Source organism: Fundicoccus sp. Sow4_F4, from assembly GCF_052116145.1.
Classification (GTDB): Bacteria; Bacillota; Bacilli; order Lactobacillales; family Aerococcaceae; genus Fundicoccus.
The window spans coordinates 89,739-111,395 of sequence record NZ_JBQKLQ010000004.1; the positions used below are offsets into that span (position 1 = coordinate 89,739).

Consider the following 21,657-nt stretch of genomic DNA (forward strand, 5'->3'; position numbering starts at 1 on the left):
TATATTAGAAAGAAGGAAAATAAATGAAATTCAACAAGACTATTGGTAAAACTATTTTGTTATTAGGGTCTGCTTTCTTATTAGTCGCGTGTGGTAACGAGGAGTCAGCTGGAAGTCAAAGCGGAACGGACGATATAGCAGAGCGCTACGAATTAGATGCTTCAACACCTGCATGGGAACTAGATACGAAGGAAGAAGTGACTGAGTTAACCTGGTATGTAAATGCTGATTGGTGGAATGACACGTGGGGTGAAGACACAGTTACCAAGAAAATGGAAGAAGACTTAAATATTAAAATTAACTTTATCAAAGGTGACGATACTAATCTAAATATGATGTTTTCAAGTGAAGATGTAGCGGATATCGTGACGATTTTCGATTCGAATTCACAAGTAGCCAAAGAAGCCAATACGTGGGCATACGCATTAAATGAACTGGCTGAAACTTATGACCCACATTGGAATGAAGTTGCTGCAGAAGATACGTTAAATTGGTTTAAGTTAGAGGACGGAAACACCTATGGCTATCCGAACTATTCAAACACAGCTGCTGATTATGAAAGTGGCATGATTCCTTCTAATACAAACTTTTTAATTCGAAAAGACGTTTATGAAGCACTTGGTGAACCAGAGTTTGGAAGCCCTGAAGAATTTATCGCAACAATGGAAATGATTAATGAAGAATTTCCAGAGTTAGTGCCTTTCGGATTCAATGCATTAGGTGATGGTGTTGGTTCATTAGGTGATGTATTCCAAGACTTCTTAGGCGTCGATTTAGTGGATGCAGATGGGAACTTTAAGAATCGTAATTTAGACGAAGAATATTTAGTTTGGTTGAGAACGTTAAGAGCGGTCCATGAAGACGGGAATATCTCTGACGATAGCTTTGCTGATGACGGTACAGCATTTGAAGAGAAACTTAAATCAGGTCAATACGCTACAATTATGGCTAGCGGAACTGCTCAAATGAGTGGCTTCTTACAAAGTTGGATGGCAGCTAACCCTGGATCTGAGTATATTGCTATTGATGGCCCTCAGCATAGTGAAGGGAACACACCTAAGTTAAATCAAAGTGGAATAACTGGTTGGATGATTAATTACATTAGTAAAGATGCTGAAGATCCTGCTAAAGCAATGCAAATATTTACCTATTTACAAAGCGAGTACGGTGGAATATTGACTAACTTTGGAGTTGAAGGTGAAACATTTGCCTACGATGAAGAGGGAAATATTGAATTATTACCTGAAGTTCAAGATGTAAAAGACAATGATGCGGAACGTTATAAAGTTGACTATCGTTTAAGTGAATTTATATTCTTCGGTCATGATAAATATCAAGCAATGGCAAGTAACAGCTTGCAGACACCAGCATTGGTTCAACCACGTGAATGGGGTGAAGGACTATTGTATCCTCACTTTATTCTAGAAAACATAGATCCGTCACCGGGTACACAAGAAGCTCGTAATTTATCAGCAATCAATACTAATTGGAATACAACATTAGTGAGTTTGATTAGAGCTGGCTCAGATGAAGCGTTTGACAGTGTGTTAGCTGATTACGAATTATTCTTAGAAAATACGGGATGGGATGCAATTGTAGAGATTCGAAATGAGAATATTATTGAAAATAAAGAGAAATTAGGACTTGAATAAATTATAGAAAGGATTTCCAGCATTTATGAAAAGAATTTTTGATATAGAAGGTAGTTTAAATTCCTTCCTAACAGTGATTTATCAGATTATGGTGGTCAATGTTCTAACAATCATTTTTAGTTTGCCGATTATAACCATGGGCAGTGCGATAAGTGCTGGATATCAATTGTATTCAGAACAGGATACACGGCCAATTAATTTGAAACGTTTTGTAGAATGTTTCAAAGCCAGTTTAAAAATCGGTTTAGTACTTACCATGATTCATCTAATCATAGGTTTTATCATGATTCAGCTCGTCTTTTTAACGGTAGGTACACCGTTTCAATTCTTAAGTTTACTTATTTTATCTTTTGTTGCACTAGTATGTATGAACACATTACTAGTGACAGCACGTTTTAAATTAAACCTATTGGAGTGTCTGAAATTTTCACTTGTATTGACGATGAGATATACTGGCTTCTTCTGCTTGAGTTTAGCAGCGTTAGTTGTCTCTTATCTTGTGCCGATATTCTTACCTAAACTAATGTTTCTGTGGTTTTTCTTGGGAATCGGCTTACCTATGCTCTTACATGTGAAAATCTTTGATTATTGTCTCAGCAGATTCCAACATATTATAAAAGAGGGAGCGACAAATTGATTAAAACATTATATCGAAGTTACGACAAAGACCATATGTTTGTCAAAGCAAATTTTACTGAACCTGGTAAGCTAGCGAAAAATATTATTGAGATTGAAGTGGATCCTTTACAAAAGTTTCAAACAATCGATGGTTTTGGCGCATCTTTTACTGATAGTGCAGCTTATCTAATGGATAAAGTTTTATCTCAAAAGGATAGAGAAGATGTAATGACTCGTTTATTTGCTTCAGAGGATGGCATTGGCTTATCCATCATCCGAAATCCTATGGGCGCTTCTGATTACGCTAGGTTTATCTATAGTTATCATGACTTAGTTGAAGGGGAAAAAGATACAAATTTAACCGAATTTTCAATTGATCATGACCGTGAGAGTATACTTCCATTAACCAAATGGGCACAGCAGTTAAATCCATCGTTAAAAGTGTTTGCATCACCGTGGAGTGCGCCAGGTTGGATGAAAACGTCAGGGAGTATGATTGGCGGAAAACTATTAAAAGAATACTATTCTGCTTATGCTGATTATTTTGTGAAATTTGTTGAAGCATATGATGAGGAAGGTGTGATGATCAATGCGGTCACACCTCAGAATGAACCACTGTATGTTCCCGTTCATTATCCTGGTATGGAGTTATTAGCAAATGAATCGGCTGAGTTTATTTCTAAATATTTGAAGCCGGCGTTAATGAATGCTGGATTATCTACGAAAGTGTTTGGATATGACCACAACTGGGACCGAGTGGATTATCCCTTAGAATTGTTGGATAAAGCTGCAGATTCTGTAGATGGAATCGCATGGCATTGGTATGGTGGAAATGTCATCAACCAATCAAGAGTTGCAAACTTTTATCCAGATAAGGAAATTCATTTTACTGAAGGATCTGGTGGAGAATGGATACCAGAATTTGAACCGGCATTTAGTAACTTGATGCGGACTACAATCGATATCTTGAGAAACGGCTCGCAATCTGTTACTCTCTGGAATTTAGCATTAGATGAGAATAATGGACCGACGGTACCAGGTTTTGGTAAGAGTACGTGTCGAGGATTGTTAAAGATTAATCAGAGTACCCAAACGTATGATTATACATTAGATTATTACGGGCTGGCCCACTATAGTAAGCATGTAAGACCTGGCGCTCGAAGAATATTTAGCAGCGAAAGCAAAGGAATTAAATCTGTCGCTTTTGAGAATAAAGATCAGTCGATTGTTGTTGTGTTGTTTAATAATACAGAAGAAGTCAGGAGTGTTTCTCTGTCTAATTTTAGAGAAGGTGTTGTGGAGATGTTGCCAAAGTCCGCAGCAACGATTAAACTAGAATGACAGGGAGGGATGGCGAAATGTCATTTTTTGGGAAATTAGATTTTAATAATCTGTCTGAAACAGAGCGAACGATTTATCACTACATGTCGACAAATTCACAGAAGATTCCTTTTATGCGTGTGCGAGATATTGCTACTGAATCTCATACCTCTTCATCATCTGTGATGCGTTTTATACGAAAAGTAGGTTACGAAAGTTATACAGAGTTTAGAACGCATTTTAAGACATCTGAAATCGAAAAAAATGAAATCTTATCATCCAATGCTTATCTCAATGATAGCAATTTCCCAGATGACCTAGAGTCGAGAATCTTAACGATTGCCGATCAAATTCAAGAATCTGAGAGTATAATCTTTTTCGGAATAGGATCATCGGCTACGTTATGTGAATATGGCACGCGTCGTTTTGCATTATTAGGCTACAACACTTATCCAATGACAGATCCAACATTCCCTATTTTTGCTAAGCTTCGAAATACCACTGATAATCTGATTATCGTATTATCTATTTCTGGTATGACAACAGAAGTGCTTCAAATTGTGAATGGCTTTCGCAACAACCCAGATTATAAGATATTAGCGATTACAGCTAATCCTAGCAGTGATTTAGCTTTGATGAGTGACTATGTGTTAAGTTATAAAGTACCGATTGTAAGATTAAACCAACATGAAGATTTAACTAGTCAAATACCAGCGCTCTATTTATTAGAAGTGTTATCCAATTCATTGTTGCAGTTAAATGCGAAGGATGAAGACATAAACGTTGATGAAGTGTCACCTTTAGATTGAGAGATTTAGAAAAACTATCTTCAAATTGAATCAGATAATATGTATTAACGTACTAGGCCACAGTAGGATTAAAAACCTGTTGTGGCCTAGTTTTTGAGTTTGGGGTAGGGGGAGTTTGGTGGGTGGCGGCGTGTTGATTGTGGACACCGGATTGAATGGTGATTTCGTTGTGACTCGATTCAACATGACTAGGGGAAAGCAGCTAGTATGCTGTATAGGAAGGCAGTGTGAATGAGCTAATTCTTGTTTGGGAAAAAAAACGCCCGCATTCAAAACACAAAGGTGTCACTCTCTGCGTTCGCGACGATTTTATAAAGACAGCTAAACTTAAAATCGTGCTGGCATGCCAGTACATATACGGAGGCAAGTCTTGTTCTGAATGGAAGAAATTGAAGGAATTGAAGGAATCTGAAACTCAACCATTAGGTGGTGCAGAGCCTGAGAAAGCAGACAATGAGGTCTTACTAGATGGAGTTGTTTATATCATTAAAAAACAAGATGATGTATATACAACGTAGATACATTTGGTGTATAATGTAACTATACCAAGTCTAAATAAAAGGAGTTGTTTGCTATGACTGAATTACAGATAAAAAAATGGGGGAATAGTAGTGCTATCAGATTTCCCAAAGAATTGTTAAGCCAAGTAGGTTTTGAGAACAATAGCTTAATTGAAGTCGAAATAGTGGATAATAAGATGATCCTTCAAAAAGTCACCAAACACCAGTCAATCCATGATTTATTCAAAGACTACAAAGGCGGTTCATTCAAATCTGAATTAGTTGAATTTGAACCAGTAGAGAATGAATTATGGTAAAACAAGGTGAAATAATCAAAGTTAACTTAAATCCTAAGCAAGGTCATGAACAGCAAGGCTACAGACTTTTTATCTGTTTAAGTCATGAGTTAGTCAACACCACTTCTAATATCGGTGTATTCGCCCCTATCAGTAACACAGCGAGAGAATATCCATTCTATGTTGAGCTGGAAGAAACTGAAACAACAGGAAAAGTGTTATTAGACCAGGTAATGGCTATTGACTATAACGCAAGACGTTACACCTATATTGAGTCTGTTAGCGATGATTTCTTGATTGAATTGCTGGACAAAGTAAAGTTAGTCTTTGAAAAGAATTAAATTTACCTCCTGTGTGATATGCAGGGGGCTTTTTTTATGCACTAGGTACTTAGAACATAGTTTAAATAAATGCAAATCCAGAAAAACACACTAAATCAGCCTATATTTGGTGGAAAAGGACCGTTTATACGAAGAAAAGCCACTCAATCCATGGATCCACATCATGGCGACTTGAGCCACGAATCCTGAAGCGTGTTCCACATCATGGCTCCAATCGCCATGATGTGGAAGCGTTCAGCGGCACGACTTAAGTTAAAGTAGTATTCGCTAAGGGTTACTCATAGCCACCGATCGCACAACAATAACCGACCAGTCAAAAGCTCAATGCTTTGATTGGTCGGTTGTTGTTATAAATTAGCGTTTAACGACGACTGCGACACCTTGACCGCCGCCGACACATAGGGTCGCTAGGCCAGTTTTGCTGTCGCGCTTTTTCATTTCGTGAAGCAGAGTCACTAGAATACGGGCACCACTTGCTCCAATTGGATGACCTAAGGCAATGGCTCCACCGTTGACGTTGACGATTTCGCGGTCAAAGTTGAAGTGTTCAATGACGCTTAGCGCTTGAGCAGCGAAGGCTTCGTTTGACTCGATTAAGTCGATGTCTTCAGCTTTCAAGCCGGCTTTGTTGAGTGCTTTTTGAGAGGCTGGGATTGGTCCAATTCCCATAATGCTTGGTGCAACACCACCAACACCATAAGCAGCGATAGTTGCTAAAGGCTCGAGCTCTAATTCTTTTGCTTTATCGGCTGACATCAAAACTAAAGCAGCTGCACCATCGTTAATGCCGGAAGCATTACCAGCTGTGACTGTTCCGTCTTTTTTGAAAGCGGGACGTAATTTGCTTAGTCCTTCAGCGGTTGAGCCAAATTTTGGAAACTCGTCTGTCTCAACAATTAAATCGTCACCACGTCTTTGTGGCACGCGGACGGGTGTAATTTCGTCTTTGAACCGACCGCTTGTGATGGCAGCTTCGGCACGGTTTTGACTAGCGGCTGCTAGATCATCTTGTTGTTCGCGCGTAAAACCATATTGTTCGGCAATGTTTTCTGCCGTCACGCCCATATGATAATCGTGGAAGGCATCGATAAGACCGTCATGTAACATCGTATCGATGACAGTTGCGTCACCCATGCGAGCGCCAAAACGTAAATCAGGCATGACGTAAGGTGCCTGGGTCATGTTTTCAGCCCCTCCTACAACCACAACGTCATTGTCGCCAACCATAATACTTTGCGCGCCATTGATAACAGCTTTCAGGCCAGAGCCACATAGGATATTAACTGTTTCGCCGGTTGCGGTTTCTGGGATGCCTGAATGAATCAAGACTTGACGGCCTAAGTTACCTTTCAAGCCAGCACTATAGACGTTACCGAATACTAAATGGTTGACTTGGGCTGGGTCAAGATTAATCTCCTCCAAGACGCTTTTTACTACTTGAGTTCCTAGTTCAACAGCCGTCACATCTTTGAATACGCCACCGAAGGCGCCGATAGCAGTACGCTTCGCGGAAACTATCACAACATCTCTCACAAAATCTTCCTTCCTCTTTGGTTTGATATTTCTATTATCCTCGTCTTTGAAAACCTTGTCAACTTTATTATATCAGTATATTGCCGTTATAAATTAACTAGAAAAACTCGCTGTCTTCCAGCTTGTAAAGCCCTTGTTGAATCACATAGACCAAATAGGGAACCAAGAGGGGTGGCACGAAAGTTGCCATACCAATCCCGTAAAATTCCTGGAAAAAGATAAAAGATAAAATAATACCTGATACAAGGCAAATAATATCTAATATTTGGAATCGGTTGGGTAAGTGGAGCATGGTGCGGTGGGCAATTGCGTCGTTTAGTGCGTCACTCGGTAAGACGAAAATTTGCAGTTCCCCTTGTAGAATGGTGACAATGGCTAACAAGAAGCAAGCGAGTATCAGGCAAAATACTTGGCCTCCAATGCTTGCGTTCGATAGGCCGCGAAACAAAAAAGACCAGAAATCGATCAGTAGTCCTAATAGGATGATCGCCCCTAAATCAGTCAGCCTTATTCTGCCCTGATTGATGTTGATAAGGGTTTTAACGAGGAACAATAGGGCGCCGAACAGGATGGTCCAGCTGCCAAAAGTCAGTGGGGTGACCGCGCTTAAAACGAGTGCCGGTGTGTAGGCGGGCAAGGTGCCTGTGCCTGTTTGGGTCATGAGGGCGATGGCGAGGGCGGCGAGTGGGATGGTGACACCGAATAGGATCAGCGAGTGTTTGTCGTTCATACGATGGGCTCCTTTGACTGTTTTCTTGAGTATATCACAGGTGGGATGTTGTTGGGGAGAGAAAGCATTATGTCGTTTATTGGTTTATTCGGGGATGGGGATGTGTTGAAGGCAAGGGGCGGTGTTGTTAAAGTGTAAGGGCAAAAGCATTGCATAAGTGCAATAGCATAACCGCTTACATTGATTTCCTGTGCTAAACTGTAGTTGTAGTCAGGATTAATGGGCGATGAATAGGTGATAATGTGCAAGAAAGACAGTTAGAAATGTTGAAGTCGCTACTCTATAGTAGCACGCCGCGTTCAACCGAGGCTTTGATGGCCCAATGGGCGGTCAGCGAACGGACGATTAAATATGATTTGTCACAGTTGCGTGAGACTTTGAAAGAGCATGGCGTGAAGTTGTTGAATAAAAAAGGCATTGGTTATTATTTCTCACCGGACGATAAGCCGAAATTAATTGCTGCCTATTCCTTTTCTGATTTGGAGAATACGGAGGAAGAAACTCGGCGGGATGATTGCTCATTCTTTTTCTACAAGTAAAAAAAAACCAATGGTAGGTGGCGCGATTTTAGGTGCGATCATCGTCGGCGGTATATACTTATTAATGGGTGGCACATTACCTGAAGGTATTTAATTAACAGGCAATCAGGTGATAAGCTAAATCTGATAAAGGGTAGGCTGGTATGTGTGAACGTGCTAGCCTATCGCCCTTTGCCTCATATTGGTAAAGCAGGGGAGAGAGAAATGTATCTGACGTCCCAATATTTTCCATAGATATTTGGGCAGGCAAGCTGGCAAGCGTAATTTTAGATAGATAATTAGCCAGTGGATTTGGTAGACGTCTGCCAATCAGCAGACCAAGCAGCCAGACCAAGCAGCAGGCTTTTGATTCATATTTGGGGCAGGGACTTGATAGAAAGAAGGACTAAAGTGATTGATTTATTAATTAAAAATGCGAAAACGATTGACGGTAAACGGATTGAAATTGCGGTTCAAAGCGGCAAGATTCATGAAGTCGGTGCGACGTTGACCTATGATGCGGCGAACGTATCAGAAGAGCTTGACCTCGGCGGTGACTCCTATATTTCAGCCGGTTGGATTGACGGGCATGTTCATTGTTTTGAGAAGATGGACTTATACTATGACTACCCAGATAAAGTTGGGATAGAGTCGGGGGTTACGACAGTTATTGATGCCGGAACAACGGGCGCTGAAAACGTTGGCGAGTTTCACGACTTAGCTAAGGCTGCTAAAACGAATGTCTTCGCTCTTTTAAATATCTCTAAATGGGGTATAGTTGAACAAGATGAGTTAGCAGATTTATCGAAAATTCAAAGAGACTTAATCGAAGAAGCTTTGGCAAAATACGGCGACTTTATTATTGGTTTCAAAGCTCGTATGAGTAAAACAGTCATCGGCGACAATGGGATTATTCCCTTGGAAATGGCCAAGGATATTCAAGCCAAACACTTTAAGGAATTGCCACTGATGGTTCACATCGGTTCGGCACCGCCTGTCTTGGAAGAAACGCTGAGTTTATTAACAGCAGGTGATATTGTGACTCACTGTTTCAATGGAAAAGATAATGGGATTTTAGACCGCTCAAGGGGTCAAATTAAAGCCTTCGCTTGGGAACATTACCGTCGTGGTTTAGTCTTCGACATTGGTCATGGGACGGCGAGTTTTGACTTTGATGTGTCTGAGACAGCTTTTGCTGAAGGCATGAAAGCTCATATGATTAGTACCGATATTTTTATTCACGCAATCGTCTGGATGGGCCTGTGTTTAATTTCGCCACGACTTTAGCGAAGTTACATGTTGTAGGTTACAGCTGGTCAGAAATTATTGAGAAAGTGACCCTTGTACCGGCAGAAGTTTTCAAGTTAGAAGGTAAAGGACAATTGGTCGCAGGCTATGATGCGGATGTAACTATTTTTGATAGAGTGGAAAGTACGCAGACTTTAGTCGATTCACAGGGCAATGAACGTCAGGCAAATGAGTGGTTACAACCGGTCAAGGCCATAGTAGGAGGCAAACAGTATGACATCAATTTATGAGAAATATGATTTAAAACAAGTCATTAACGCAAGTGGGAAAATGACAGCGCTTGGTGTGTCCAAATACGTTGACGCAGCGCTTGACGCGCAACGTTTAGGTGGCAAAAGCTTCTTCGAAATGGATCAATTATATAGCCAAGTCGGCAAATATTTAGCAGGTCTATTAGGCTGTGAGGATACACAAATTGTGTCGTCAGCTTCAGCAGGGATTGCGCAATCTGTTGCCGCTTTAATTGGTAAAGGAAGCCAGTACCATGTTTACAATCCTTATAGCCCTCGCATAACAGCTCGCGAGTTTATTGTGCCTAAAGGCCATAATGTCGATTTCGGCGCCCCCATCCAAACCATGGTTGAACTAGGCGGCGGACGTGTTGTTGAAGCAGGTTACGCGAATAAATGTACACCACCTTTAGTCGAAGATATGATTACTGAAGACACCGTCGCGATTTTATATGTCAAGAGTCATCATTCGGTTCAAAAGAGTATGTTGACGGTTTCTGAAGCAGCTGAGGTTGCGAAGAAACATGACTTACCACTGATTGTGGATGCGGCTGCTGAACAAGATTTAACCAAATATTTAGAAGAAGGTGCCGACTTAGTTATCTATTCTGGAGCGAAGGCTTTAGAAGGAACAAGTTCAGGGATCGTCATCGGTAAAAAAGAATACATTGAATGGGTGCGTCTGCAAGGTAAAGGCATTGGCCGTGCCATGAAGATTGGAAAAGAGAATATTCTTGGACTAGCTGCAGCGATTGAATATTATCTCGAACATGGTTCAGAGTCTGGTGAAAGCATGAAGTCACGTTTGGCACCTTTCGTGGAGGCGTTGAATGAGCTTCCAGAGGTTAATGCGAGTGTCGTTCAAGACTTAGCAGGTCGTGACATTTACCGTGCAAAGGTCACTTTTGGAGACGGTGTGAATTTATCAGGTGTGGCAGCACGTGATTTATTAATTGCTGGACAGCCAGCGATTTATCTTCGCGACCATCAAGTTAATAACGGTGTGCTGGAGTTTGATATTCGCTCGGTAGACGAAAGTGAAATGTCTCAAATTGTCGACGCATTACGTCACATCGTAACGCAAGCTAGTAACAAGTAAGGAAGGAAGTACTGAATGAATAAAACACCTAAGTATTTAAATAATCGTGTCTGTCTGAATGTTCTGGCTAACTCTGTGGAGAATGGTAAGGCATGTTTCCAAGCAAGTGAGGGACATGTGGTATTAGGCGTCCTTTCTAGAAGTTTTGAGACGGACGAAGCGGCTATTGAAGAAATGAAGGCATATCAAGCCGCGACCGATAATGCGTTATCGATTGGATTAGGAGCGGGTGACCCCAAGCAAAGTGATATGGTGACTCGTTTATCAGCTGTTTTACAGCCACAACATATTAACCAAGTCTTTACAGGCGTTGGTAAAACACGCGGCGCGCTCGGCCAAAACGACTCTGTCATCAATGGTTTGATTTCACCCACAGGTAAAGTCGGCATCGTGAACATTGCGACGGGTCCATTGAGTAGCCAAGCGGGTTTGGCAGAAGTGCCGCTGGAAGTAGCGATTGCTATGTTGAAAGATATGGGAGGCACAAGTGTTAAATTCTTCCCGATGAAAGGCCTCGCTCATCTTGATGAGTATCAGGCTGTCGCAGCTGCTTGTGCAGCCAATGACTTCGCATTAGAGCCAACAGGTGGGATTGATTTAGAGAACTTCTCTGAAATCGTCCAAATCGCTTTAGACGCGGGTGTGGATAAAATTATACCTCACGTCTATAGCTCGATTATCGATTCGGCAACCGGTGACACACGTCCTGAGGATGTGCGGAGTTTGTATGAGATGATGCGATCTTTGGATTATTCTGGTAAATAAAGAAGACATTTGAAGGCAACCTAGCCGCGGTAAATCGCAGGGCGGGTTGCTTTTTCGTATTTTGACTTGAGGGTTTTCAGTCGACCTGTCTATTCCGCTTTCGGTATAATTTAATTAGAGAGAAGGTGGAGTGGTGAAATTAACGATTGGAAAAGACGATATAGAGTTAGTCAGAGGAAAATATGGGGCGGCGAATGCTGTGGCCGGTTATCTTGAAGAGGCCAAGCTAATCAAATTCCCGTTGCCGAAGTATTATGTGGTGGTCATTGATGATGAGAATTTGACGATGGTCCAGATGGATATGAAATTTAAGGAGAAGTCGGTCGAGGTGTTCCCGCTGAGTTCGGTGAGTAATGTTGAGGTTGCAAGCTTGATGGCGACAAGAATTAGTTTTGATGCGAAGGGACATACCTTTAAATTGTTATCCAGACCGGTGTCGGTTGGCTTCGGCGAAGAGCAGAAACAATTGCTTAGTCGATTTGAGTCGATGGTGGGCTAGGTTGGTTGGTGCATGGTTATTTAGTGGCCTACTTAAACATCCAACCCTTTATTGTAACTTTAGCAGGGATGTTTTTAGCCAGGGGATTGACTGCAGAGGTCAGTACAGAAATGATTGCGATCAAGAATGAAGTCTTTCTGTCTTGGGCCAATAATAAAATATATCTGCCATTTGGGACGGTCAATAAGAAGGGCGTTTACTTGCCTGCTTATATCTATCCAACCGTAATTATTGCGGTTTTGGTTGTTCTGCTTATTTTTCTAGTCTTACGTTATACAAGTTTCGGTCGTAAATTATATGCGATTGGTGGTAACCAGCAGAGCGCCCTCATGATGGGAATCCGTGTCCAAAGAGTGAAGTTATTAACCTATACCTTATCAGGTCTTTTAACGGGGATTGGTGGTTTTCTATTCTGTCTGAATAGTGGGGCAGGTTTCGTAGAACAAGCGAAAGGTTTAGAGATGGACGCGATTTCTTCAGCCGTTATTGGTGGGACTTTGTTATCAGGTGGGATTGGTAATCCGATAGGCACTCTGTTTGGAGTCTTGATTAAAGGAACAATTTCCAGTTTGGTAACGACTCAAGGAACTCTATCGAGTTGGTGGGTTCGAATTATCTTATCTCTATTACTTTGTTTCTTTATTGTTTTACAGAGTGCGATTGCGATTAGAAAACGCAAGCGTAAGAAGATTTAGCGTGTTTAGTGGTCACGTGGTAGTTAGTAGAGCTCTTAGTGATCATGCTTATATAACTCCTGGGGACAGCTCATTGTGGGCTGTCTTTTTTTGGTATCAAGGATTATAAAATAAAGGTAAGCCCGTGATATTGAGGTGTCTACTAGTAAAACGTCAAAAGACTAAACTATTAACTGGATAGTCTCAATTTTAATAGGGAACGCCATCTGCCTTGGTCTGACGAAGCTCAAGTAGCTTGTCGCCAATAACAAAGCAAATTACCCACTAACTAGCCTGGGAACTACCCTTTCGCTGCTAATTTATCATATCCATAAATAGTTCAATAGATACCTCACTATCAGGGACTTACCAAACACTACATGTATCGGGCTGATTCGAAATCTCAGTCGGCTGGATAGACGTAAGCGCGCTATAGTTACGTGGCTTTTACACGACGTGTAATTAGAGCGGTTAACTCGAGAGCTTGCCTTATATCAGCTAGAGAGGATCGGCCTCTAGCCGATTCATAGTAATGGTTTGCTGAATTAGCATCCTATCTAAACGATCCGTCAAGAGAATCGGTTAGATAGAGATTTTTCTTATAAGTAACAGGCGGTGTCGTTTCCCTTTGGTCACCGACGATTCGATTAAAGCAGCGAGACTTAGAATCGTGCCGGCGTTCCGACGGCACACCTTATGGATCTCTTAATGCTCAGAAGGTGTCAGCCTTCAGGTAGCCCAGAAAACAAAGCAATTTACGCAGGAACTTGCCTGGAAAGTACCCTTTCGAGGCTAGTTTATCATGTCCATAAATAGTTGAATAGATACCTCACTATCACGGGCTTACAAATAAAGAATGATTTACCAAACTTCAGAATACTTACCTTTATTTTTAATTGTCGAATTGGTTGGTGAGCTGTGTGGGGAAACTCGAGCTGGTTGTTTGTAAGAAGTGGGCAGGTGGTGGCGTCTTCGGCCGAAAGTATGGGGGAGTAGCTAGGAAGGTAGAGTCGAGTCAGCTCTATGTGAAGAGTCGACCAGATTCTCCATTCAGCACAAGATTGCCCTTATGTAAATCGTCGGGAAGCTCTGGCGAGCGACACCTTTATCTTTCTTATGGCATATTTGGTGAGAAAACATGTGTGTCAACTTCAAATGGTGGTAAAATTCGTAGTGAATAGTAATGTATATTACAAGGAGTGAGAGTATGTTTCAAAGACCCTTTTATCTAAATCAACTGATACAATTCAAAGATTCTGATTTCATAAAAGTTATTACGGGAGTACGTCGTTCTGGAGAATCAGTCTTATTAATGCTTTATAGAGAATACTTACTAAAAGAGAATATATCGGAAGATCATATTATCTAACTGATAATCTTTTAAATATCAAGGACAACTATAAGAAGATGGTTGTAACAGGTCGCTATCATGATGTTGAACAAATAGATGGGATTCCAATCGTTTATATTGCTGATTGGTTGTTGGCGGAATAATCTACTGTCTACATCAGTGGAGCCGAATTATCAGATTTAACTTTAACTGGATTTGAATCTAAAATATGTTTACAATAACACCCCCGACACAAGCGCCGATATAATAGGCTTTGTCGGGGGTGTTTTAAGCATGGAGGTCGATTGATGATATTTATCAGTATCCTTTAAGCTTTAAAATTATAAATGGGTGTCAACATCTCGATCACGTCGATGGTTTCATGAATATTCTCCATAATATGTGAGAGCGGTTTGTAAGCATCAGGCGCTTCGTCGATCGTTTTCTGATTAACGGATGTGCTGTAGATACCTTCCATTTGTTGTTTAAAGTCTTTGAGTGGGATGGCATGTTTGGCTGCGGTACGAGACATTAAACGACCGGCACCGTGTGGGGCGCTATTGTTCCAATCTGAATTACCTAGGCCGCGGCCGAGAATGGCGCCATCTCGCATATTGATTGGGATGATCACTAGCTGGCCGTCGCGTGCATCGGTCGCCCCTTTACGAAGCACGCCATCATCGCCAATATAGTTATGAACTGAATCGACGACGGATTCGAGTTGCCAGCCCATATGGCGTGCAATCTGCTCCAACATGGTCGAGCGATTAATTTTCGCATAACGTTGAGCGATGCGCATGTCGTTCAAGTAATCATCGAGCTGGTCACCTTCTAAGTAAGCGAGATCCTTTTGTTGAACTAGATGGCCGGTTGTTTGTTCAGCAATCCGTTGATGATGGTTAGCGACTTGGAAACCTAAGCCTCTTGACCCCGAATGGACCATCAGGCCGTATCCCTCTTTCATTTGACTTACTTCGATAAAGTGATTCCCCCCGCCGAGTGATCCGACAGATTGTCGAATGCGATTCACATTCTTCGGTTTAAAAGTTAACTCATCTAGGTCAATGTCCGTTTTTACTGGCTTGCGATTTACACCCGCTCCATGTGGCACATGACGCTTGATGACTTCGTCTAGACGCTTAAGTTCTTGTTTGGTTAATGGCGTACGAGTTGATAGTTGGGCTAAGTGGATGCCGCAGATATTCTAATGGCGAATGTGATGACGCGAACGAATTTGAATGTCGATCAAGTTGTGATTAAGAATCGAATTGTGGGCTAGTGTTGTTATCATACAGCGAACGCGTAGGCGCGAGTCTGATGTGACGAATGCATTTGAAGGCTTTCGAATGGATCGCATAATTGGCTACTATGGTGTGAATGGTTTGGAATAGTGTGGATATGCTGGTGGTGTTTATGGCTGCTCTCGATTTGTCAGCTATTTCAAAAAGAGTTGTTTGCTATGACTGAATTACAGATAAAAAATGGGGGAATAGTAGTGTGATCAGATTCCCCAAAGAATCGTTACGTCAAGTAGGTTTTGAGAACAATACCTTAATTGAACTCGAGATAGTGGGTAATAAGTTGATTCTTCAAAAAGTCACCAAACACCAGTCAACACAAGATTTATTCAAAGATTACCAAGGCGGTTCATTTAAATCTGAATTAGTGGAATTGGAGCCAGTAGGGAATGAATTATGGTAAAACAGGGTGAAATAATCAAAGTTAACCTAAATCTTAAGCCAGGTCATGAACAGCTAGGTTGCAAAACTTATATGTGTTTAAGTCATGAATTAGTTAACACAACTTCTAATATCACTGTATTCGCCCTATCAGTAACACCGCTAGAGAATATCCATTTTATGTTGAGCTGGAAGAAACTGAAACAAGAAGAAAAGTATTATTAAACCAAGTAGTAGCGATTGACTGTAACACAAGATGCTACACCTATGCAGAGTCTGTTAGTGATGATTTCTTGATTGAATTGCTGGATAAAGTTAAGTTAGTCCTTGAAAAGAATTAAATCCCCCCCTGTAGAGATGCAGGGGGTTTTTTTATGCTCTAGGCTACTTAGGACACAGTTTTAATAAATGCAACTCTAGCAAAAATATACAAAATCAGCCTAAATTTGATGGAAACGACTGTTTATCCTAGAGAAGGTCACTCAATTCAAGAATCCACATCATAGCTCCAATCGCCATCAGACCCACCAACCTCGGAACACTCTACAATCCTTCAACCTTTACCAGGTAAGTTGGCCCTAATACTTTTGTTTGCATTCGAATCGCTGACCTGACGCATTTTAGTGGCTGAACGGAACGCTTATGCGAATATTTGTATAAGCTTTTTTTAAAATTGATTTGGGAATAGAAGGTATGATAAAATCAAAATAGTTTAATACCGTAGAAGCATGAATGAAATCTTCGAAAACACCACAATTCGCCACTAACCTGAATTATTTATACTTCTAGATTTTGTTCATTAATTTCGGAAAACTGTTTTTTTTATCATTGTCTTTCGACTGCTAATCGCACCATTGGTTCAATATAGGTTTGCGATTAAGAAACGGGAAGAAATTCTTTCTGGTTTTGGGCGCACGAACCACTTGGAATCAGAAAAAGGTTAAAACTTCAGTTGGCTTTCAGCCCTGTCAACAGAGTTGCTGGATTTTGTCCAATAAGTGATGGAACGGGTTTTGTTAGACACGAGAAGAACACGTCTTCCAAAATAACTTTTGTCCGCTACGGACTAGCTTGCCAGCCACTTTGAAGAGGCGAAGGTGCAAGCTGTCTATTTGTATCCGTCATTTCCGATTGAATTTTAGAGTTTTTTCGTGTAAATTTGCCATTGAGAGAACCCCTTACTATGGTTGTTGGTAGTACATTAACCATAATAGATAGGTGTTCTTTTTTCAAAACTTTTGGGTGTGAAAGTGACATAAAGAATACGTTGATAGAACAACATTTCAAGGTGTTTTCTGAAAACCTATGAATAATTCAGGATTAAGCCACCCTATCCTCAAGGTTGCTTAGTTGCTTATTCATTTTCTGAAAAAGGCGTTGCCTATCTTGAATAGAAATATCATTGTGTAGTTTTTTTTTTGTTATAATAGTAATAAGAAACATTAAGTTAAGAACAACAAATAATGATTGGATTTGATTCTGATAATGGAGTAGTGCGGTATGGAAAATATTGTTCTGGAAAGTCTTTTTTTTGTAGTGACCAGTATAGGGTTCACGTTGTTTGTTACGGCACTGTTGATCTTATTGGATAATTTGTTCGCGTATTCCGAGACCGCGAAGTGGGTAGGGACAACTTGTCTTGCCTTTTTAGTTTTGTTGAGTACGACATTCCGATTGGAGCATGATGGGTACGTCATCATGAGTGCAGCCCCCTTGTTGCTGATCATGATTCCCTTGGATAGGAAGAATCTGTATCCAGCGCATCTTGCCTATCTGTTCGGCACTTGGATAAGTGGCGGTTTTATGCTGACGGCTGTTTTGTTTTCGGTAGTCCATCTCGTTACCGATGTTTTAATGAAACAACGCTTGCTTAAAATATATGTCGGATTTTGTACCCTCTTACCGATTCTATTCTCTGAAGCGGTGTTGACGCAACATCAGCTTGCTTATGATGGACGAGCTTTATGGTCGGTCGCTATCGTAGGTACGGTGATCTTGATCATCAGCGGGCTTGCTCTATTCATGAGCCGAAAGGGAACTCGCTTGATCTATGTCCGGGAGTATCTGGATCTGTTTTTTCAGATGTTCAATGAAATGAATACTTTCTATTACAACGGGAAAATGGATCGAGTCTATTTCTCAAAAAGAATGGCGCGCTTTCTGGGTTTAGAAGAACGAGCGTACACGTGGAAAGACTGGCAATTATTTCTCGAGGAAGTTATCGTGAACGACAAGCGTCCCCAGCAAGTAGGTGTTCGCACCGGATTCTTTTTGATTCCTGGTGTCGGAGACGTCAGACACATCCGATTTGAACAGCATGCCATTTTCAAACAGGACTTTTTCGGTTTTATTCGTGATGACACCGGTCGCATTTCGAAAGAAGATATTCTGTATGTGCATACCCAGAAAGACACGTTGACCAATCTTCCGAAAAGCACGGTGTTTGCCGAGCAGTTTCTGGAAAAGGTTAAGGAGCAGCATGCACAAGCAAAGCAAGACTTTTTATTAATCTTTTTAGAGACCGATCTTCGGACGGCAGGATATTCGGTATACGATATCGAATTGGAAGCAAAATTCCACCAGGCGATTCTAGATGCGGTACGTGTCCGATTTGCTGATTTGGAAGTATTCTCGATTCTTTTCGGTGAGTACATCTTAGTCTTGCCATATGATCGTGAACAGTCAGGGAAGCGTCTGAAAACCGAAATTGTGCAGTTGCTTAACGCACGGATCGAGATGGATGGTACGATGATCAGTAGCTTCAACCGGATGGGATTCCGCGATACGTATACGTATGAAATCCAAACTTACGATGACGCCCAGGAAATACTCAAGCAGCTATTGTATTGCCGTTCAGTCCTAAAAAAAGAGAACCTGTTGCATTACTATTCATTCAAAGATTACGAATACAAAGAGTACATCAAGAAACAACGCAGAGTGCGATTCTTGTCCACCATTATCCAGCATGAAAAAATATATGCCGTTTATCAACCTATCATGGATACGTATACAGATAAGCCAATTTTTTTTGAGGTGTTGACCCGTGTGGACCATGATGCCTACAAAAATACGGGAACGTTCTTTGAGGATATCCAAGAATTCTCGCTGACGAGAGAAACGGACCGGATTATTTTTAAGCGGTTGCGGGATGCTTTGGAAAAACGTACGATTCCTGCTTATTATTATTCCATAAATATCTCCTCGGATACGTTGTTTGATGAAAATATCGCCTGGGTGGCTGATTTTCTCTATGCGAAAGGTTTTTGCCTGTACTTGGAATTGGTTGAACGCAGCATTAAGTATGTAGAAGAACGCGAGAACTTTGCCAAGAAACATCATGCTGTGCTAGTGGCAGATGATTACGGAACGGAATCATCCAATATCGAGCTGTTGTATGATTTCAATTTCAATTGCGTGAAGATTCCGAGGAAGTTCATCGTGGCTATCGATAAAGATCAGAAGCAAAAGTTATTCGTAAGTGCTATCCACCAATATTGCGAGCAATTTGGTCTAGGGTGCATAGCCGAAGGGGTTGAAAACGAAGCAGAGAAGCAAGCACTGCATGAACTTGGCATCCATTTGATGCAAGGTTATGTTTTTGGGCAACCGGCTAGTGAAGTAAACGTATAGATGGAATGGCGGGTGTAATAGATGAAAATAATTATTTTTAGAGCAGATACAAGTCTAGGGAAACTGTTCGCCATGAAATTCAGGCGCGCGGGGCATCGGGTCGTTTCTATAAACGAAGAGGAACAGCCTGATGATAACGAAAGTTTTAAGGTGAGCAAGGATGGCGTCTATCTGGCGAAATCCCAAGAAAAAATCGCTGACGTGCTGAAGTATGAAGCCCCGGATATGATCCTTTATTTCCACTCGGACGCAATTCGTACGGAAGAAGCAGCCCGAAAAGAAATCGCCCGGATGACCGTGTTGGCGCAAGGGTCGGCAGCCTATGGCATCCATAAATTTTTGTACCTCTCTTCGTTGGAGATATATGGGAATGAGCAGGGTTCCGATGAAAATGAGGCTACTGCATACAACCCGGTCTCGATGGCAGGAAAAACGATGCTTGCCTGTGAAAATCTATTGATGAGTTTCCGGAATGAAGAACAGTTGTTGAATGTCATATTCAGGGTCGGGGAAACGTGGTCCGCGGATAACGTGACCGAGGAATTAAGCAATATTCTACGTGCCGTCAACCAGAGCGAGGGTCTTACCGAAGAAGTTGCAGCGAAGAAACTGGTTCCTGTTTCTCAAGGAGATTTGGCTGATGCCGTATTGAAAGCGATAAACGAAAACGTGCGCGGCATCTATGATATCTGTGGCTCAGAAGCCATGACGGGAGCAGAGTTGTATAATCGGCTCGCTGAAAAAATGGAGGCACAGGTCGGGAGGCTGTCGGAGAAGAAGGTGCTCGGCGTCGCGCCAGCTTGCCGAAAAGCGCTGCGTGAGATTGGCTGGGTCCGGCATCATGATACACAGGATATGCTGGAAGTATTGGCGAAGCAAACGGTTCTCCAGGAAACTGAAAACGCAAGCGAAGACAGGCTGGTTTTTGCCAAGAATAAAAACTTTCAGAACTTTGTTGCGCATACGATTTTGTTCGCGTTGGTTGCCTTTGGTCAGCAAGCTAGCTTGTTGGATATAGGAATTGAGCCGCTTTTCATTTTTATCATAGCTGCTGCGGCTTTCGGAGGGGTCTCCCATGGCATCTATGCCAGCCTGTTGACGATCGGCTATCATATTTATGAAATGGGTCAAGTGGGTTATGGTCCGAGCGTGCTTATTCTGCATTACCCATTTCTGATTGAAAATCTCTTGTATCTGGCAATTGCGCTTACTGTCGGGTATGTCATTGAAAGAAAAACCAGCAGGCTAGTGCATTTAAAAACAGAAATCGACTATCTCGCCGATGAGAATAATCGTTTGTATGAAATCAACGGGGAGCTGGCGGTGTCCAAACAGTATCAGGAACAAAAACTGGTCGGGTATGAAAATGGAATTTCCAAGTTGCATACCGTTTATGACGCGATCGAGATGAAGTCCGTGATCGAAGTGTTGCTGAATATTCCGAAAGTCGTGCGACAATTGACGGGTGAAAAAAACATCAGTGTCTATATTGTCCAAAAACAATCCGGATTCGTACGCAGGTTTGCTTTTATAGGGAAACCAAGTACGAAGGTCCCTTCGACTTTCCGTTATGTGAACAGGGAAGGCTTTAAACGTGTGATCGATAGGAGGGAAGTCTATATGAACCGATATTTGGACACTGAGATGCCGAGCATCATCGTTCCTGTGTTGGTCAACGAAGAAGTGGTCGCCATAACTGTCATCGAGGACTACCCTCTTGAAAAATTCACACGCTATTATTTGAATCTGATCCAGATCAGTGGGAAAATAATCAATAGTTTTTGTCAGAAAGCAGCCAATCGCCAAGAAGTCATCTCGGAAATCATCTACGAAGAAAATACCGGCATCCTAAAAAGGAATTTTTTCCAATCTTCCTATGATACCGCGCTGAAAGCCTCTCAGGAGTCCAGCTTCAATTTCACGGTATTGGAGATTCCCGCGAGTGATGAAGACCAAGCGAAAGTTACATTGATCCGTCGTAACTTGCGGAATATCGATGAAATCGGTAGGCTCGAGAATGGGAACATTGGGATCATATTATATGGTGCGAATCATGACAATGTTTCTATCGTGCGGGACAGGATCGAAGCTTTGGGAATTGAGAGTAGTATCTTATGAGGACGGCG

General features: G+C 41.6%; 18 protein-coding genes and 2 pseudogenes. 17 read left to right on the forward strand and 3 right to left on the reverse strand.

Annotated elements, in window-relative coordinates; all coding sequences use genetic code 11:
* Positions 1-23 precede the first annotated feature (23 nt).
* The 7 genes from ACTQ5J_RS07420 (at position 24) to ACTQ5J_RS07450 (ending at position 5,536) form a co-directional block, all read left to right on the forward strand.
* Complete coding sequence (locus tag ACTQ5J_RS07420) at positions 24-1,652, forward strand: sugar ABC transporter substrate-binding protein (protein ID WP_441751974.1); 1,629 nt, start codon at positions 24-26, stop codon at positions 1,650-1,652.
* Positions 1,653-1,677: 25 nt separating this feature from the next.
* Positions 1,678-2,289 carry a hypothetical protein gene (locus ACTQ5J_RS07425; protein WP_441751976.1) on the forward strand — a complete coding sequence of 204 codons (612 nt, stop codon included), beginning with the start codon at positions 1,678-1,680 and terminating at the stop codon, positions 2,287-2,289.
* Complete coding sequence (locus tag ACTQ5J_RS07430; protein WP_441751978.1) at positions 2,286-3,611, forward strand: glycoside hydrolase family 30 protein; 1,326 nt, start codon at positions 2,286-2,288, stop codon at positions 3,609-3,611. Before ACTQ5J_RS07425 ends, ACTQ5J_RS07430 begins: the two co-directional genes overlap by 4 nt.
* 17 nt (positions 3,612-3,628) lie before the next feature.
* Positions 3,629-4,399 carry a MurR/RpiR family transcriptional regulator gene (locus ACTQ5J_RS07435; RefSeq protein ID WP_441751980.1) on the forward strand — a complete coding sequence of 257 codons (771 nt, stop codon included), beginning with the start codon at positions 3,629-3,631 and terminating at the stop codon, positions 4,397-4,399.
* 227 nt (positions 4,400-4,626) lie between these two features.
* Positions 4,627-4,917 (forward strand): hypothetical protein, encoded by a 291-nt coding sequence (locus tag ACTQ5J_RS07440; protein ID WP_441751981.1) that lies wholly within the window; start codon positions 4,627-4,629, stop codon positions 4,915-4,917.
* Between the two features lie 56 nt (positions 4,918-4,973).
* Entirely contained in the window at positions 4,974-5,216 is a 243-nt protein-coding gene (locus tag ACTQ5J_RS07445) for an AbrB/MazE/SpoVT family DNA-binding domain-containing protein (protein ID WP_441751983.1), read from the forward strand.
* Positions 5,210-5,536 carry a type II toxin-antitoxin system PemK/MazF family toxin gene (locus tag ACTQ5J_RS07450; RefSeq protein WP_441751984.1) on the forward strand — a complete coding sequence of 109 codons (327 nt, stop codon included), beginning with the start codon at positions 5,210-5,212 and terminating at the stop codon, positions 5,534-5,536. The genes ACTQ5J_RS07445 and ACTQ5J_RS07450 overlap by 7 nt, the downstream gene beginning before the upstream one ends.
* Before the next feature lie 354 nt (positions 5,537-5,890).
* On the opposite strand, the gene ACTQ5J_RS07455 is transcribed toward ACTQ5J_RS07450, so the two are convergent.
* Both ACTQ5J_RS07455 and ACTQ5J_RS07460 read right to left on the reverse strand, forming a co-directional pair.
* Entirely contained in the window at positions 5,891-7,069 is a 1,179-nt protein-coding gene (locus ACTQ5J_RS07455; RefSeq protein WP_441751985.1) for an acetyl-CoA C-acetyltransferase, read from the reverse strand.
* Positions 7,070-7,166: 97 nt separating this feature from the next.
* Positions 7,167-7,799: a hypothetical protein gene (locus ACTQ5J_RS07460; protein WP_441751987.1), complete on the reverse strand. Its 633-nt coding sequence runs from the start codon at positions 7,797-7,799 to the stop codon at positions 7,167-7,169.
* A 242-nt stretch (positions 7,800-8,041) separates the two neighbouring features.
* On the opposite strand from ACTQ5J_RS07460, the gene ACTQ5J_RS07465 reads away from it, so the two are divergent.
* From ACTQ5J_RS07465 to ACTQ5J_RS07490, 6 genes and pseudogenes are all read left to right on the forward strand, one after another.
* Complete coding sequence (locus ACTQ5J_RS07465) at positions 8,042-8,338, forward strand: hypothetical protein (RefSeq protein WP_441751990.1); 297 nt, start codon at positions 8,042-8,044, stop codon at positions 8,336-8,338.
* A 390-nt stretch (positions 8,339-8,728) separates the two neighbouring features.
* Positions 8,729-9,855: pseudogene (locus tag ACTQ5J_RS07470) on the forward strand (amidohydrolase/deacetylase family metallohydrolase).
* Positions 9,839-10,954 carry a DgaE family pyridoxal phosphate-dependent ammonia lyase gene (locus tag ACTQ5J_RS07475; RefSeq protein WP_441751992.1) on the forward strand — a complete coding sequence of 372 codons (1,116 nt, stop codon included), beginning with the start codon at positions 9,839-9,841 and terminating at the stop codon, positions 10,952-10,954. The pseudogene ACTQ5J_RS07470 and the gene ACTQ5J_RS07475 overlap by 17 nt, the downstream one beginning before the upstream one ends.
* A 15-nt stretch (positions 10,955-10,969) precedes the next feature.
* Positions 10,970-11,719, forward strand: coding sequence for a 2-dehydro-3-deoxy-phosphogluconate aldolase (dagF, locus tag ACTQ5J_RS07480; protein WP_441751994.1), 750 nt, complete (start codon positions 10,970-10,972; stop codon positions 11,717-11,719).
* A gap of 133 nt (positions 11,720-11,852) precedes the next feature.
* Positions 11,853-12,218, forward strand: coding sequence for a hypothetical protein (locus ACTQ5J_RS07485; RefSeq protein ID WP_441751996.1), 366 nt, complete (start codon positions 11,853-11,855; stop codon positions 12,216-12,218).
* Positions 12,219-12,226: 8 nt separating this feature from the next.
* The gene (locus tag ACTQ5J_RS07490) at positions 12,227-12,913 is read left to right on the forward strand and encodes an ABC transporter permease subunit (protein ID WP_441752282.1); all 687 of its coding nucleotides are present in this window, start codon (positions 12,227-12,229) and stop codon (positions 12,911-12,913) included.
* A gap of 1,637 nt (positions 12,914-14,550) precedes the next feature.
* On the opposite strand, the gene ACTQ5J_RS07495 is transcribed toward ACTQ5J_RS07490, so the two are convergent.
* Entirely contained in the window at positions 14,551-15,333 is a 783-nt protein-coding gene (locus ACTQ5J_RS07495; RefSeq protein ID WP_441751998.1) for an RtcB family protein, read from the reverse strand.
* Between the two features lie 356 nt (positions 15,334-15,689).
* Between ACTQ5J_RS07495 and ACTQ5J_RS07500 the strand changes: the two genes are divergently transcribed.
* The 4 genes and pseudogenes from ACTQ5J_RS07500 to ACTQ5J_RS07515 all read left to right on the forward strand — a co-directional run bounded on the left by ACTQ5J_RS07500 (position 15,690) and on the right by ACTQ5J_RS07515 (position 21,649).
* Entirely contained in the window at positions 15,690-15,923 is a 234-nt protein-coding gene (locus ACTQ5J_RS07500) for an AbrB/MazE/SpoVT family DNA-binding domain-containing protein (RefSeq protein WP_441752284.1), read from the forward strand.
* Positions 15,917-16,242: pseudogene (locus tag ACTQ5J_RS07505) on the forward strand (type II toxin-antitoxin system PemK/MazF family toxin). The gene ACTQ5J_RS07500 and the pseudogene ACTQ5J_RS07505 overlap by 7 nt, the downstream one beginning before the upstream one ends.
* 1,159 nt (positions 16,243-17,401) lie before the next feature.
* On the forward strand, positions 17,402-19,531 hold the full coding sequence (locus ACTQ5J_RS07510) for an EAL domain-containing protein (protein ID WP_441752000.1): 2,130 nt from the start codon (positions 17,402-17,404) through the stop codon (positions 19,529-19,531).
* A gap of 21 nt (positions 19,532-19,552) precedes the next feature.
* On the forward strand, positions 19,553-21,649 hold the full coding sequence (locus tag ACTQ5J_RS07515; protein ID WP_441752001.1) for an NAD-dependent epimerase/dehydratase family protein: 2,097 nt from the start codon (positions 19,553-19,555) through the stop codon (positions 21,647-21,649).
* Positions 21,650-21,657: the final 8 nt, after the last annotated feature.